Genomic DNA, 14,416 nt, shown 5'->3' with positions numbered 1-14,416 from the left:
GTCAGCCGAAGGGAGGCCGGCCACCGGGACCACCGGGGAAGCCGCCGGGGCCTCCCGGCATGCCGCCCCCGGACATGAGCGCGGAGGCCTGCCGCATCAGGCCTTTCAGCCCGAGCTTGTTGACCCGCTTCATCATGGTGGACATGTCATCGAACTGCTTGAGCAGCTTGTTGACTTCCTGAACTGTGGTTCCAGACCCGGCGGCGATACGCTTCTTGCGCGACGCCTTGATGATGTCGGGCGTCTTGCGCTCCGCCTTGGTCATGGAGGAAATGATGGCCTGATGCTTCTTGAAGATCGTGGTGTCGAGTTTCTTCTCGTCCACCATGTCCTTCATCTTGCCCATGCCCGGCAGCATCCCGAGGATGCCCGAGATCGAGCCCATCTTCTGGATCTGCTTGATCTGCGACACATAGTCGTCGAGATCGAACTTGCCGGCCATCATCTTCTTGGCCAGCCGCTCTCCCTCTTCCTGATCGAGCGTATCAGCAGCTTTCTCGACCAGTCCGGCGATGTCACCAAGGCCGAGAATACGGCCAGCAACACGCTCCGGATGAAACTCTTCCAGCGCGTCCAGCTTTTCGCCCGAACCGGTCAGCTTGATCGGCGCGCCGGTGATCGCACGCATGGACAGCGCAGCGCCGCCACGGGCGTCACCATCCATACGGGTCATGACAACGCCGGAAACGCCAACGGCCTCGTTAAACAGCTTGGCCGTGTTGACGGCGTCCTGACCCGTCATCGCATCGACAACGAGCAGCGTTTCAGCCGGGTGTGTGACGTCGCGGATCTGACGGACTTCATCCATCAGCGCTTCGTCGATCGACAGACGGCCCGCCGTATCGAGAATGACGACGTCATAGCCTTCGCGGCGCGCCGTATCCATCGCACGATTGGCGATCTCGACCGGTGTCTGGCCAGCGATGATCGGCAGCGACGCGACTTTCGCACGCTCGGCCAACTGCTGGAGCTGGAGCTGCGCGGCTGGACGCTGCGTATCGAGCGAGGCCAGCAGCACCTTCTTGCGCTCACGGGTCGCGAGACGCAGGGCGATCTTGCCGGATGTGGTGGTTTTGCCCGAGCCCTGCAGACCGACCATCAGGATCGGCACAGGCGGAGCTGCATTCAGGTTCAGGGGAACAGCGCCAGCACCACCAAGGGCGTCGATCAGCGCATCATTGACGATCTTGGCGACAGCCTGACCGGGAGAGATGCTTTCCAGCACCTCCGCGCCGACCGAGCGCTCTTTAACCTTATTGACGAAGTCCTTGACGACCGGAAGCGCGACGTCGGCCTCCAGCATCGCCAGCCGAACCTCGCGCATGGCCTCCGCAACGTCGGCCTCGGTCAGCGTGCCGCGCTTGCCGAGATCGCCAATAACGCCGGAAAACTTGTCGGACAGAGATTCGAACAAGAACCGTTTCCCCAAAAGAATACGCGCCACTGCGCGAATACTCGCGGGGTGGCGTGACTTATATGTGGACTATGCTCCTACGCGCCGGGGCCGTAGGAGTCAAATGGAATCAGAGACACGGAGAGAAAGCAGCGACGGGGCCGCCCCTCAGAACTTCAGGGCCGCCATGTGCATCGCCTTGGTCTCAAGGAATTCTTCGATGCCTTCAGCACCGCCTTCACGCCCAAGACCGGACTGCTTCACGCCGCCAAACGGCGCGCACTCCATGGACACAAGGCCGGTGTTAATGCCTACCATACCGTATTCCAGCGCCTCACCCACGCGCCATGCACGCGCGATGTCGGACGTGAAGAAGTAGCTGGCGAGGCCGAACGGCGTGTCATTGGCCTTGCGGATGGCCTCGGCCTCATCGCTGAACTTGAAAATCGGCATCAGCGGACCAAACGTCTCTTCACTGAACACGCGCATCTCGGTGGTCACACCTTCCAGCACAATCGGTGTAACGAAATTGCCGTTCGTTTCCAGCGGCGCGCTGACATAACTGGCGCCTTTGGACAGAGCATCCTCCACGTGTTCACGAACTTTCTTCACAGCGTTTTCGTTGATGAGCGGCCCCATCGTGACGCCTTCATCGAGTCCGTTGCCCACCTTGAACTTGGCGACCTCCTCCTTCATGCGGGCGACGAAGCGATCGTGGATTCCTTCCTGCACGAAGACGCGGTTGGCACACACACAGGTCTGCCCCGAATTACGGAACTTGCTGGCCACCGCGCCCGCGACGGCCGTTTCCAGATCGGCATCATCGAAAACGATGAAGGGCGCATTCCCCCCCAGTTCAAGGCTGAGGCGCTTGATGGTCTCAGCGGACTGCTGCATGAGCAGCGCCCCGACATGCGTCGAGCCGGTAAAGGACAGTTTCCTCACGATTGGGCTGGATGTCAGCTCGGGACCGATTTCCTTGGCATCGCCCGTCACAAGGGAGAACAACCCCTCCGGCAGACCGGCACGTTCGGCCAGAACGGCGAGAGCAAGGGCCGAGTAAGGCGTCAGTTCGGATGGCTTGAGCACCATGCTGCACCCGGCGGCAAAAGCCGGGCCGCACTTGCGAGTGATCATGGCGTTGGGGAAGTTCCACGGCGTGATCGCTGCGGTGGTGCCGACCGGCTGCTTCACGGTGAGAACGCGACGGTCCTTCTGATCCGGCGTGATGACTGCGCCGTTGATGCGACGCGCTTCCTCAGCAAACCATTTGATGAAGGACGCGCCATACGTCACTTCCCCCTTGGATTCTGCCAGTGTCTTGCCCTGCTCGACAGTCATGATGCGGGCGAGATCATCTGCATTCGCAAGGATCAGGTCATACCACGCCATCAGAATCTCGGCCCGTTCCTCAGGCGAGACTGTTTTCCACTTTGCCTGCGCGCGATCAGCCGCTTCGATGGCCCGCTGCGTCTCGCTGGCTGTACAGGACGGAATCGTGCCGATCACCTCGCCCGTTGCGGGATTGGTGACCTCGATGGTCTTGCCTGAGGAGGAATCGATCCATTTGCCGGCAATATAGGCCTGCTCACGGAACAAGGAGGGGTCAGCAAGACTGGCAATCGACATGGTGGTCTCCATTATGAGCAGCGCACTCTTAAAAAAGGCGATTCTGATAGCTCAATTACTTTTCCGAAACCATTAGGTGAGCGTCCCTACGTGACGCGATCACTCCAATACCATCATCACAGGCACATGATCGGAAGGCTGCGGTTTTGCACGCTCGCCCTTGTCGGGCTCTACAGTGAGCAGACGTTCGGCAACCCGCGGTGAAAGTAGCAGATGGTCAATGCGCAGACCGAGATCACGGTTGAACGCACCGGCCTGATAGTCCCAGAATGTATAAATCGTCTCGTCAGGATGAAGTGCCCTGACCGCATCAGTCAGACCGAGCCAGAGAAGGCGACGGAAGGCCGCGCGACTTTCAGGCCGAACCAGCGCATCGGTTGGCGGCAGCGCGCCCGGGGCAAAATCACGATCTGTCGGGCAGACATTGTAATCGCCCGCAAGAACGAAATCTTTCCCGTCCCGCAGAAGCCTCTCTGCGTGACGCGTCAGCGCCTCAAAAAATTCGAGCTTGTTTTCAAACCCGGCAGAGCCACCCGAGTTGCCATTTGGCAGATAAAGATTGCCGACGACGAGGGAGTCGCTCTGCACCTCTATATAACGGGCAGGAGGCTCAGCATCGTTCAGACCGGGTAGCCGACGCACCAGTACTTCCACAGGTTTTCGGGAAAGCGTCGCCACGCCGTTATAGGATTTCTGCCCCACGACGTTGGGGATGTAACCAGCCGCTTCAAATGCCTGCATCGGAAATTGATGCGCCTCGCATTTGATCTCCTGCAATAGAAGGAGGTCCGGCTCATGCTGCTTCAGCCAGTCGAGCACCAGATCCTGACGCTGGCGTATGGAATTGACATTCCAGGTCGCGATTTTCATGGGCGTCAGTCGATCTCGATAGGGGAATTAAAAGTGCGTTGCTGCGGTCAGGCGAGAGAAAAGCTGGTGCCACACCCGCAGCCTGAAGCCGCATTCGGGTTTTTCACCGTGAAATGCGCGCCCATCAGCTTGTCAATGTAATCCAGTTCGCCGCCCTGCATCAGATCAAGACTGGCGGGATCAACGACCACACGAACGCCGTCCTTTGCAATTACCAGATCGTCCGGCGCAATATCAGCATCCAGCCGGAACTCGTACTGGAAACCGTTGCAACCGCCTGACGACACGGCAACGCGCAACGCCGGGACAGGGCTAATATCGCCTTTACCAGCGATGATCTCGCCTATGCGCTTTGCAGCGGCCTCTGAGACGGAAAAATTCTGAGTCATGAGAGGATAATGGGATGCTGCGCACTGAATGTGAAGGGGTGGCGTGAGGTCAGCCGGGTAAAAAAATCCCGGCTACGAGGAGCCGGGCATAAAAGAGACAGTAGACAAGGCGCTATCAGAGAGCCTCGTCTCCACTTTCGCGCGTGCGGATACGAACGACACGACCGAGGTCGCTGACAAAAATCTTGCCATCGCCGATCTTGCCCGTATGGGCAGACTGAAGAATGGCTTCCACCACCTGATCGACCAGAGCATCAGAAGTGGCGATTTCAATCTTTATCTTCGGCAGAAAGCTGACGTGATACTCTGCCCCGCGGTAAATCTCGGTCTGCCCCTTCTGGCGACCGAACCCTTTAACCTCGGACACGGTCAATCCCTGTATTCCTAACGGCGAAAGCGCGTCACGAACGTCGTCGAGCTTAAAGGGCTTGATAATAGCCGTGACGAGCTTCATCCCAGTTCCTCTTTAATCACCAATAAATTCACAACGATGCCGAAATGGCTTTGCCAAGGAAGCATATTGTTCGGCCTGTGTCACGCGGTATGGGATGGTCCGAACGCATAAAGCGTGTCATGAGTTCCCCGCCTGCCGTCCCTAGCAATTCAGGGGCGCAGGCTGGAACCGCTCAATATCGAGGAGGGCGCCCCCAATGTCCGACAGCAACGAACCGCAGGCCAATCAAACCGTTACGGATGTCTCGGTGTGCATCATTGGCGCAGGTCCCGTTGGGGCAACCCTGGCGTGTCGACTCGCACGCGAAGGCATCCCTGTCGCGATTGTGGATCGCGCGGCGCTCCCGCAGATGGAAAATCCCGAGTTCGATGGGCGGGCCTATGCCATTGCCGCTGGCTCCAAAAATCTGCTGGAAGAAGCTGGTGTCTGGGAGCATCTGCCGCAGATCGCCTGCCCCATTGAGGATATCCTCGTAACCGATGGCAGGCCGGGCGAACCACCCTCACCCATGTCGCTGGAATTCACCCGTGAGGATGCCAGTCAGCCATTCGGCTGGATGGCCGAAGCCCGGGCGCTTCGCGTGGCGCTGAATGCGACCCTGCATAATGCTTCAAACATTACAGTTCTGGCCCCGGCTGATGTGACGATCGCCCGCTCGGAAGATGGCGTGACAGTCCGCGCCAAGGATGGTCGCGTTGTTCACGCGCGTCTGCTGATCGCCGCCGACGGGCGCGCCAGTCGCACCCGTTCGCAGGCAGGTATTCCCATCACAAAGCTGCCTTACGGGCAGAGCGGCATTGTCTGCGCCATTACCCACGAATTCCCGCACGATAACGGCGCTCTGGAGCACTTTCTGCCCGGTGGGCCGTTCGCCCAGTTGCCCATGACGGGCACCGCTGAACATCCCAATCTTTCCGCCGTTGTGTGGAGCGAGAAGGATGCTACGGCGCAACGCCTCGCTGCCCTTCCCGACCATGCCTTCAAACGCGAACTCCAGCGGCGCATCGGTGATCGTCTGGGTGAGGTAACGCCAGTGGGGCGGCGCTGGGTCTACCCGTTGTCAGCACAGTATGCCCAGCATTACACCGCAACACGTCTTGCTCTCACAGGGGACGCGGCGCACGGCATTCACCCCATCGCCGGACAGGGACTCAATCTCGGTTTCCGGGACGTGATCGTTCTCTCCGCACTGCTGATCGAAGCGCACCGGAAGGGCGAAGATCCCGGTTCACCGGCGCTTCTCACCCGTTATCAGCGCCAGTGCCGCCCCACAAACATGCTGATGTTCGCGGCGACCGATGCGCTCGACCGCCTGTTCAGCAATGACAATCCCGTTCTTCGTCTGGCGCGCGATGTTGGTATCGCCACCGTCAACCGGATGCCACGCCTTCGCAAAGCGTTCGTCCGACACGCAATGGGCATTTAAAAACAAAAGGCCTCTGTTGTTCGCTGCACAAAACGCAGACAGACAACAGAGGCCCTTGGAACTTTGAACTGAAGCGGGGAAGCTTTCCCGCTTCAGTAGCCGAACGACATATTCTCAGCCCATGACATGAGCGCGGATACGGCTCCGCGGACGCCGTTCTCCGTCTGTTGCGGCACGCGTCGTCTGACGCTGCGCACGATTTTCCGGTGAGGATTTCAGGGCGGGAGCAGCTGCTAGTTCCGCCTCAAGCTGGGCAATGCGCTTGCGCACACTGTCCCGCAGCGCAGGAGCCGTGTGCGACTTCATGCTTGCGAGTGTTTCCTTGAGGTCACGAAGCTGCTTCTGCTTCTCGGCAAGAGTACGGCGGATCGGCTGATTATCCGAAAGCTGGCCGTGAAAAGCACGCATGTTTCAAAACCCAATCAGGCAGGACAAAAGACTGTTCTCCATTTTTATGGAGGACAAATCCTAACAATGAATGAAGAAACAGGAGTTTCTGCACATCATTCACATCTGACCGATCCTGCCGACGGGTCAGAATGCTGTGCAGGAATCTGCTCTGCTTCCAGAGGAACTGGACGCTTTATATCCGCAGACGAATCCGACCCTTCAGTCGTTTCGGCGCAGGATATCCTTCAGGGCGTCCAGCAGTGACGTGCATTGCGCGTCGGTACCAACCGTGATCCTTAACCAGGATGATGTTCGCGGGCCTTTCAGATGGCGCACGATAATCGCCCTTTCTCTTAATGCAGCCGCCAGACTGGCGGCATCACGATCGATATGCCGAGCGTAAACAAAATTGGCGCAGGAAGGCAAGACATCAAATCCAAGCGCGCCTAGAGCGCTGGAAAGCATGTCACGCGTTGCAACCACCTTGTTCACGCACGTGGTCAGCCATTCTTCGTCTTCATACGCCGCCTGAGCGCCAGCCTGAGCCAGACGGTCGAGCGGATAGGAATTGAAGCTGTCCTTGACCCTCACCAGCCCTTCGATCAGGGCCGGATCGCCAATGGCGAACCCGACGCGCAAGCCAGCCATTCCCCGTGATTTGGAAAATGTCTGAACCACCAGAAGATTAGGATAACGGCTGACAAGCGAGACAGCGGATTCCGCACCGAAATCCACATAAGCCTCATCGATCAGCACCACCCGATCCGGATGTGCACTCAGGAGAGTTTCGATGTCCCCAAGTCCGAGCGCAATGCCTGTTGGCGCATTCGGATTGGCCAGAACGATTCCGCTATTGGGACGATTGAAATCCTCAACACGTACCCGCAGCCCCTCGTCCAGCGGCACGGTTTCGAACGGTAGCCCATACAGACCGCAATAGACCGGATAAAAACTGTAGGTCACATCCGGAAACAGCAGCGGCTCACCATGATTGAAAAAGGCCTGAAACGCATGGGCAAGCACCTCATCCGAGCCATTGCCGACAAACACATGGTCAGGCGTCAGACCTGAGCGTTTGGCAATAGCCTGACGCAGCCCCAGAGAAACAGGATCGGGGTAGAGTCTCAGCGTGTCATCTGCGGCCTGCCGGATCGCTTCGAGCGCTTTAGGCGAAGGACCGTAGGGGCTTTCGTTGGTATTCAGCTTGATCAGGTTACTGAGTTTGGGCTGCTCACCCGGCACATAAGGCGTAAGAGACTGAACCAACGGGCTCCAGAAACGACTCATTGAGAAATTCCGAAAAGGGTAAGGATATCAGGCTGCCCTTGGGACACGGCCATATCGCGCGCGCTCACACCCTCGCCGTCTTTGCAGTCGGGATCGGCGCCAGCTTCGAGCAGAAAACGCGCCATGTCGGCACGACCAAACATGACCGCGAACATCAGCGGGGTGCGGCCCACATCGTTTGGAGCATTCACCTGCGCGCCATGCGCCAGCAGAAGTTCCGCGATGGGGCGCAGTCCCTTGAAGGCGACCCCGGCCAGAGCCGTCGCGCCTTTGGCATCACGGAGACCAACATCCGCCCCGGCTTCCAGCAGCACCCGCACCGTTTCCAGATGTCCATTATAGGCAGCGAGAATCAACGGGGTGTAACCCTTCTCGTTCTGGATATTCGGGCTCAGGCCAGCAGCGATAAACTCGCTCACGAGATCGGTCTGACCGTCGCGGGCGGCATCAAGGAACAGAGATTCGATTTCAGCCTGATCGAATGTCCTGTCATTCTGCTCCGTCATGCGGCCTTTCCTTTCTTCTTCACTTCCAGCGGTGGGGATGCAGACGCCGGTTCTCCCCCTTCTACGCGATCCGCCTGCGCGTGCGAAGGATTTACCCCGCCAACACTTCGTGTTTCCCCGAAAGCGAGAGGGACGAACACGTCAGCGGGCAGCCCGGCCCAGTCCAGCGTTTCCCTGAGGCAGCGTTCCGGTTCGCCCAGCGGCTCCTTCGACAACGGGAATGTGCCGAAATGCATGGCAATGGCCTGCTTCGCGTCAAGCTGCTGAAATGCCGCTACGGCTTCCACAGGATCGACATGGACCTTTCGCAGAAAGGAACGTGGCGCATAGGCTCCGATGGGCAGGAGCGCAACATCGGGTGCCCCGAGACGATCATGAATCTGCTTCCAGTGTGGGCTGTGCGCCGTATCCCCGGCGAAAAAGACGGATGGAAACGCGGGCGCATTGGGGAAACGCAGGAAAAATCCACCCCACAACCGCCGGCCTGCATCCTTCAACGTGCGCTGGGAAAAATGCCGCGCAGGCGTGCAGGTGATTTCCAGATCCCCGATCCGCACGCTCTCCCACCAGTCACGTTCGGCAATCCGATGCAATCCGGATTTCCTGATGACCTCACAGTTTCCGAACGGCGTCACCACAACCGGATTATCGCGCCGCGCAATAGCCCGGAGCGATGGCAGGTCGAGATGATCGTAATGGCTGTGCGAGATGAGCACGATATCGATGGGCGGCAGATCTTCCAGACGCCATGCCGGTGGCCGGAAACGCTTTGGTCCGAAGAAAGAGACAGGCGAACATCGCTCGGAAAAAATCGGATCGGTCAGGATCGTGAGCACCCGTCCATCCGGCTGCTGAAGACGCAACAGAAAGGTGCAGTGACCGATAAATGTCACCCCGACGCGATTCGCCTCCGGCCTGTCCGTTGGATGACCGGCCGCCGGAGGATCGACAATATGCGGCTGCTTTTCCGTAATGGATTCCACAATCCAGCGCAGGAATGACGACGGCCGTACACCACGCCGCCGTTTTTCCGCACTAAGCTCTGATGGTGGATCATCGGGCCAGGCCGGTGGGCGTGGCGCAGGCGTCCAATCATCCGGCAGCGGAGGATTGAAGAAAAACGTTCCGTCGCAATGATCGGAAGAAGGAAAAGACATCGGCTGCATCGACACAGCTTAACCCGGGACGGACAGATCCGTTAACCGCCGATGTTCCTCCATCGCAAAACGATCCGTCATGGAAGCAAGATAGTCCGCCACAACGCGTCTTTTTCCCGCTTCATCACATGCCGCGGCAGCCTGTTCCCGCCAGCCATCGGGCAGTAGTGCGGGCGATGACGCAAGCGTGTCGAACAGTTCCGCCAGCACATGCTTCGCCTTGTGCGTCATCCGCTTCACACGCCAGTGACGATAGAGATTGGCGAAGAGGAACCGACGAATCCCGGCATTGGCCTCCGCCATGGCCGGGCTGAAGCCGACGACAGGCCCTTTCGCCCGTCGCACGTCATCAGCGGAAGCCGGATCCAGCGCAGCGAGATTCCTGCCGGTCTGTTTCAGCACGTCCGAAACAAGAGCATGAATGATACGACGCACCATTTCATGGCGGATGCGCTGATCAAGAGCGCTCGGTCGGCTTGTCCCTTCGGGCAACGTCGCTGTGAGAGCACGCGCGTCTCGCAGGGCGTCGCCGACGACAGGCACATCGACCAGATCATCCAGAGAGAGAAGGCCGGACTTTATGCCGTCATCCAGATCGTGACCGTGATAGGCGATATCGTCTGCCAGCGCCGCCAACTGCGCTTCGACAGAGGCGTAACTGTCCAGTTCGAGTGGGTAGGCTGCATCATAATCACTCAGCCAAGCGGACGGTTCGCAAACCGGACCGTTGTGCTTGACCAGCCCTTCCAGCGTTTCCCACGTCAGGTTCAGCCCGTCGAACTGAAAATAGCGCTGCTCTAGGGCGGCGACCTGTCGAAGCGCCTGCGTATTATGATCGAACCCGCCCCATGTCTCCATGGCAAGCGACAGTGCGTCCTCGCCTGCGTGCCCGAACGGTGTATGCCCAAGATCGTGGGCAAGGGCGATCGCCTCGGTGATGTCTTCATCCACGCCGAAAAAGCGCGCCATCGACCGGGCGATCTGCGCCACTTCCAGCGAATGGGTCAGGCGCGTGCGGAAGAAATCGCCTTCATGATTGATGAAGACCTGCGTCTTGTATTGCAGGCGCCGGAAGCCAGAGGAGTGAACCACCCGGTCTCTGTCACGCTGCCACGGCGACCGCGTGGGTGATTCCTCTTCAGGGTAAAGTCGCCCTCGGGTCGGTCGAGCACTGACGGCGAACGCTGCTGTCTTCATGAGGCCCCGTTCCACATGGTGGTTGCGAGGCGCATAAGATCATGTTCCAGCGCGCCTGACGAGAGCGCGACACAAACTCTTCAGAAAGCCCAGATCGCGTCGCAGTTGAACCAAAGCATGTTGTTCGTCCCGTTCGTCACGACCGGGTTCTCAACTGTTCCGGCCTGATTGAAAGGCCGGGTGCCGTTCAGCGATTTGTCGAGCCGTATTTCCGGCCGGATAGTGAACTGCCCGAAATGAACATGTTTGTTGATGAAGCTTGGACGGTAAGAGACGCCCACGGTCAGTTCACCATACGTGGTCGGCTGCGCCCCGTAATAGGGATAGGGCTTGTTGCTGATGGCCTGCGTGAAGGAGTTGAAGCTGGAATATTCCAGAATGAAGAGACCGGTATTATCGCGCAGGATCTCGCCGCGGGCGTTGAAGGTCAGGTCCGGCGTGATGTCGTAGGAATAATATGCCGTCACGCCATATGCGTCCGCGCGATAAAGATCGTCGTGCAGATACGTTCCATCGACAGTGACGGACATTTTCTTGTTCAGCTTGTAGGTGACAAGAATATCGCCGTTATACTGCATCCTCTCGTTGGCGATCTTTCCAACACCGGCACTGGCCCAGCCATTGTAATAACGCGTCGGCCCATTATTCCCCTGCGGCCCGAAGTGACCCATCAGGTGGAAGCTGAGATTCCCGTCCAGAAGATTGTTGAATGAAAAGCCGAAAGTGCCTTTCGGACGACTATTGTTGCCCGCCTGGCCGAAAGTAGTCGAATTACCGGCGTCAATACCCATGACCCAGTCGACGTATTTATTGAGATGCAGGGTCGTGTAGATGCCGACCACTTCGAACGGAACGATGTAATCGGAAGCATAGTTGAAAGTGTAGAAGGGCCGCGCCAACGCTGGCGTACCTTCAGATCCCAGCAACCCATACATCTGCCCGATCTGCACATCGATTCCGCGTTTGAGCAGCCAGGGCATATGGAAATCGAGATGAGCCTGTGTCGGCGCCCATTGATAAAGGCCGTGTAACGAGCCGCTACCCATACCGATCGTGGGATCAAACCGGGCGTCCGAACCATACATGACTTCGAAATTGAAGCCGAAACCATAGCCGTCGCCAATATCGGTCACCGGGTGGGATAGAGACCCCATGATCTGGTTGAGCGTTACGGTGTTGGCGCGATCAACATAGAACTGACCGAAGTTTCGGCCTGAGCGTGTCCATGGGTTGCCTGCGATACCGGCTTCAACGGTCAGGTGGCCCACCAGACCATCCCAATAGGACATCGACTGACCTGCCTTGGGTTTGAAGATGTTCCCCTGAACCAGCTTCAAACTTTCCTGCGTCTCGGCGACATCGTCATCAATCAGTTTGTCTGTATCTGCAGTGACATCGGTGGGACGTGCCACAGCGGGAACAGACGTATCCGTGGCAGTCTGGGCATGCGCTTTATGAGACCACAGAGCAGTGGCAGTCATCCACATTGACGAAAGCAACAAAAAATTTCTGCAATATGATGCATACATGCCAAAATCTCCCGCTCTGAATGTTTCGGCAGTTCACACAGCCTGTTCTTGTTTTTTCTTTGTTGCTGTCATCATAAAGAACAAAGACAAGATCGATACGAACCCAACATAAATCAAGAATATTGTCTGGTTGTAGAAAATTACCGCGATCAGTGCGACTATTGCGCAACTCAGCGCAATGGCTGGCAGAACGGGATAGAAGGGCGCACGATAGGAACGAGGCAGTTCCGGCTCCTTCCGCCGCAGCACGAACAGACTGATCATGCTGAAGATATACATGGTCAGCGCCCCAAAAACCGACATGGTCACAAGGGTGGATGTCAGCGACTGCCCCGCTATGGAAACGACATCATCCGAGAAGATGGCGGCCATACCCACAAGACCGCCCGCGATCGTCGCGGCGTATGGTGTCTTGAAGCGTGGATGGATGCGCCCCAGAGCCGCAGGCAGAAAACCGGCTCGTGCAAGCGCGAAAATCTGCCGCGAATACCCAAGAATGATGCCATGCAGTGAAGCGACCAGACCAAAAAGGCCAAGCCAGACCAGCATGTGCAGCCAGCCGCTATGGGTGCCGACAACGCGCTTCATGGCTTCCGGCAGCGGATCGTTCAGGTTGGCCAGCACATGCCAGTCGCCGACACCGCCTGCAAAAATCATGACACCGAAAGCAAGACTCACAAGCGTGAGCACACTGGCGATGTAAGCAATGGGAATGGCACGCTTGGGATCTTTCGCTTCCTCAGCGGCCATCGCCACACCTTCGATGGCGAGAAAGAACCAGATGGCAAAAGGAATGGCGGCAAAAATGCCACCGAGCGCTTCAAAGCCGAAATGCGGCGCGACACCCCAGCCATCATGAAAGAAATTGCCCCATGAAAAGGCTGGCGCCACAACACCCATGAACACCAGAAGCTCTATAATCGCTGCGATGGTCACAAAGAGTTCGAATGATGCGGCAATATGGACACCGACGATATTGAGAGCCATGAAAACGATATAGGCGCCTACCGCCGCCATTTTCGGAGGTAAGGCCGGAAACTGGACATTGAGATAGGCGCCAATGGCCAGAGCAATGGCGGGGGGCGCGAAGATGAATTCCACCAACGTCGCCAGCCCGGCAATCAGCCCACCAACCGGCCCCAGCGCTTTCAAGCTGTAGGTGAATGGCCCACCGGCATGCGGAATAGCCGTCGTCAGTTCGGTAAAACTGAAGATAAAGGACGTGTACATCAACGCCACGAAAATGGTGGCGATCAGGAAACCCAGCGTGCCGGCGGTTCCCCACCCATAGCTCCAGCCGAAATATTCGCCGGAAATCACCAACCCCACACCGATCCCCCACAGGTGGAAGGCACTGAGCGTTTTATTGAGCGTCACGGCACCCGTTGTCATGCCCCTGTCTCCCTCTCCTGAGTTTCTGATTGATGCGCGAGCAGATCGCCTGAAGGGGCGTCGTCTTTCAGACCCACCCCGGTCAGCTTTCTCTGCCTCGCCTCACGCATGAGCCATGCCAGTTTGTCCGCGGCGACGGCGATCTGCATGCCGTGTGGATGAATGTTGGACAGACAGTTACGCGCCGAATCCGGGCACCCGACATAAGGCGCATATGTCAGATAGGCCCCCATGCTGTTGGCGACCGACAGGCCCGGACGTTCGCCGATCATCATCACGACCATGCGCGCGCCCAGTGCTTCGGCAATTTCATCACCTATGGCCACGCGTCCCTGCCGCACAATGACCAACGGAGCGATGTTCCAGTCAGCCAGACGCTCTTTCATAGCTTTATAGAGCGGCACCGCGCCTTCCACTGCGGCGACGGAAGAAAGCCCATCCGCCGCCACGAACACGGCATCCCACTCTCCCCGCTTCAGGGAAGCGAGGCTTTGCGGGTCAAGACGCCGCCCCAGATCAGGGCGGCGCAAATAGATGGGCCGGTCAGGAGCGCGGCTCTTCACCACCAGGCACGGATCGTCCCCCAGTTGCGTCTGCATGGCACCCACATCGAGCGGGGCATGCACGGCGTCCCGCGCCTGCGCATGAGATGCCTGAAACGCGAGAACATCTGTTGTCCGCTGGGCATTCCCACTCCTTTCCAGCCCGATCCGCGCGCGCGTGAGGGATCGCAGCTCATGCCATGGATCGAGGCGAGGCCTGTTGTCAGAGGTGGGAGGGAGCTTGTCTGTCGTCAT

The 14,416-nt window shown here is 58.2% G+C and carries 14 protein-coding genes; 1 reads left to right on the top strand and 13 read right to left on the bottom strand.

The features are described from left to right. Position 1: 1 nt before the first annotated feature. The 5 genes from ffh to ABF824_RS02250 form a co-directional block, all read right to left on the bottom strand. Positions 2-1,414, bottom strand: a complete 1,413-nt coding sequence (gene ffh / locus ABF824_RS02270) for a signal recognition particle protein (RefSeq protein ID WP_010667938.1) — start codon at positions 1,412-1,414, stop codon at positions 2-4. A 147-nt stretch (positions 1,415-1,561) separates the two neighbouring features. Then, positions 1,562-3,022 (bottom strand): NAD-dependent succinate-semialdehyde dehydrogenase, encoded by a 1,461-nt coding sequence (locus ABF824_RS02265; RefSeq protein WP_415486207.1) that lies wholly within the window; start codon positions 3,020-3,022, stop codon positions 1,562-1,564. Positions 3,023-3,121: 99 nt separating this feature from the next. Then, complete coding sequence (locus tag ABF824_RS02260) at positions 3,122-3,892, bottom strand: exodeoxyribonuclease III (RefSeq protein WP_415486206.1); 771 nt, start codon at positions 3,890-3,892, stop codon at positions 3,122-3,124. Positions 3,893-3,939: 47 nt separating this feature from the next. Then, on the bottom strand, positions 3,940-4,281 hold the full coding sequence (erpA, locus tag ABF824_RS02255; RefSeq protein WP_415486205.1) for an iron-sulfur cluster insertion protein ErpA: 342 nt from the start codon (positions 4,279-4,281) through the stop codon (positions 3,940-3,942). A gap of 115 nt (positions 4,282-4,396) precedes the next feature. Continuing rightward, positions 4,397-4,735 carry a P-II family nitrogen regulator gene (locus ABF824_RS02250; RefSeq protein WP_415486204.1) on the bottom strand — a complete coding sequence of 113 codons (339 nt, stop codon included), beginning with the start codon at positions 4,733-4,735 and terminating at the stop codon, positions 4,397-4,399. Between the two features lie 196 nt (positions 4,736-4,931). Between ABF824_RS02250 and ABF824_RS02245 the strand changes: the two genes are divergently transcribed. Next, positions 4,932-6,161: a UbiH/UbiF/VisC/COQ6 family ubiquinone biosynthesis hydroxylase gene (locus tag ABF824_RS02245; protein WP_415486203.1), complete on the top strand. Its 1,230-nt coding sequence runs from the start codon at positions 4,932-4,934 to the stop codon at positions 6,159-6,161. Between the two features lie 114 nt (positions 6,162-6,275). Here the strand turns inward: ABF824_RS02245 and ABF824_RS02240 are convergent, their stop codons facing one another. The 8 genes from ABF824_RS02240 to eutC form a co-directional block, all read right to left on the bottom strand. Continuing rightward, positions 6,276-6,569 carry a hypothetical protein gene (locus ABF824_RS02240; RefSeq protein ID WP_415486202.1) on the bottom strand — a complete coding sequence of 98 codons (294 nt, stop codon included), beginning with the start codon at positions 6,567-6,569 and terminating at the stop codon, positions 6,276-6,278. A gap of 201 nt (positions 6,570-6,770) precedes the next feature. Continuing rightward, positions 6,771-7,838, bottom strand: a complete 1,068-nt coding sequence (gene hisC / locus ABF824_RS02235; protein WP_415486201.1) for a histidinol-phosphate transaminase — start codon at positions 7,836-7,838, stop codon at positions 6,771-6,773. Beyond that, positions 7,835-8,344, bottom strand: a complete 510-nt coding sequence (locus ABF824_RS02230) for an ankyrin repeat domain-containing protein (protein WP_415486200.1) — start codon at positions 8,342-8,344, stop codon at positions 7,835-7,837. The genes hisC and ABF824_RS02230 overlap by 4 nt, the downstream gene beginning before the upstream one ends. Next, a complete protein-coding gene (locus ABF824_RS02225; RefSeq protein WP_415486199.1) occupies positions 8,341-9,501 on the bottom strand; it encodes an MBL fold metallo-hydrolase in 1,161 nt (386 codons plus the stop codon). The genes ABF824_RS02230 and ABF824_RS02225 overlap by 4 nt, the downstream gene beginning before the upstream one ends. An 18-nt stretch (positions 9,502-9,519) precedes the next feature. Continuing rightward, a complete protein-coding gene (locus ABF824_RS02220) occupies positions 9,520-10,698 on the bottom strand; it encodes a deoxyguanosinetriphosphate triphosphohydrolase (RefSeq protein WP_415486198.1) in 1,179 nt (392 codons plus the stop codon). 80 nt (positions 10,699-10,778) lie between these two features. Beyond that, entirely contained in the window at positions 10,779-12,179 is a 1,401-nt protein-coding gene (locus ABF824_RS02215) for an outer membrane beta-barrel protein (protein ID WP_415486197.1), read from the bottom strand. Between the two features lie 81 nt (positions 12,180-12,260). After that, a complete protein-coding gene (gene eat / locus ABF824_RS02210) occupies positions 12,261-13,619 on the bottom strand; it encodes an ethanolamine permease (protein ID WP_415486196.1) in 1,359 nt (452 codons plus the stop codon). Then, complete coding sequence (gene eutC, locus ABF824_RS02205) at positions 13,616-14,416, bottom strand: ethanolamine ammonia-lyase subunit EutC (RefSeq protein ID WP_415486195.1); 801 nt, start codon at positions 14,414-14,416, stop codon at positions 13,616-13,618. Before eutC ends, eat begins: the two co-directional genes overlap by 4 nt.

This window comes from Acetobacter sp., from assembly GCF_047721705.1.
Taxonomy (GTDB): Bacteria; Pseudomonadota; Alphaproteobacteria; order Acetobacterales; family Acetobacteraceae; genus Acetobacter.
This window is presented reverse-complemented; position numbering and strand designations above follow the sequence as displayed.

Bases quoted from the DNA above. Each gene is read 5' to 3' on its own strand.
- ABF824_RS02265 (WP_415486207.1), bottom strand. From the start codon at position 3,022: ATGTCGATTGCCAGTCTTGCTGACCCCTCCTTGTTCCGTGAGCAGGCC.
- ABF824_RS02260 (WP_415486206.1), bottom strand. From the start codon at position 3,892: ATGAAAATCGCGACCTGGAATGTCAATTCCATACGCCAGCGTCAGGAT.
- erpA (WP_415486205.1), bottom strand. From the start codon at position 4,281: ATGACTCAGAATTTTTCCGTCTCAGAGGCCGCTGCAAAGCGCATAGGC.
- ABF824_RS02250 (WP_415486204.1), bottom strand. From the start codon at position 4,735: ATGAAGCTCGTCACGGCTATTATCAAGCCCTTTAAGCTCGACGACGTT.
- ABF824_RS02245 (WP_415486203.1), top strand. From the start codon at position 4,932: ATGTCCGACAGCAACGAACCGCAGGCCAATCAAACCGTTACGGATGTC.
- ABF824_RS02240 (WP_415486202.1), bottom strand. From the start codon at position 6,569: ATGCGTGCTTTTCACGGCCAGCTTTCGGATAATCAGCCGATCCGCCGT.
- hisC (WP_415486201.1), bottom strand. From the start codon at position 7,838: ATGAGTCGTTTCTGGAGCCCGTTGGTTCAGTCTCTTACGCCTTATGTG.
- ABF824_RS02230 (WP_415486200.1), bottom strand. From the start codon at position 8,344: ATGACGGAGCAGAATGACAGGACATTCGATCAGGCTGAAATCGAATCT.
- ABF824_RS02225 (WP_415486199.1), bottom strand. From the start codon at position 9,501: ATGTCTTTTCCTTCTTCCGATCATTGCGACGGAACGTTTTTCTTCAAT.
- ABF824_RS02220 (WP_415486198.1), bottom strand. From the start codon at position 10,698: ATGAAGACAGCAGCGTTCGCCGTCAGTGCTCGACCGACCCGAGGGCGA.
- ABF824_RS02215 (WP_415486197.1), bottom strand. From the start codon at position 12,179: ATGACTGCCACTGCTCTGTGGTCTCATAAAGCGCATGCCCAGACTGCC.
- eat (WP_415486196.1), bottom strand. From the start codon at position 13,619: ATGACAACGGGTGCCGTGACGCTCAATAAAACGCTCAGTGCCTTCCAC.
- eutC (WP_415486195.1), bottom strand. From the start codon at position 14,416: ATGACGACAGACAAGCTCCCTCCCACCTCTGACAACAGGCCTCGCCTC.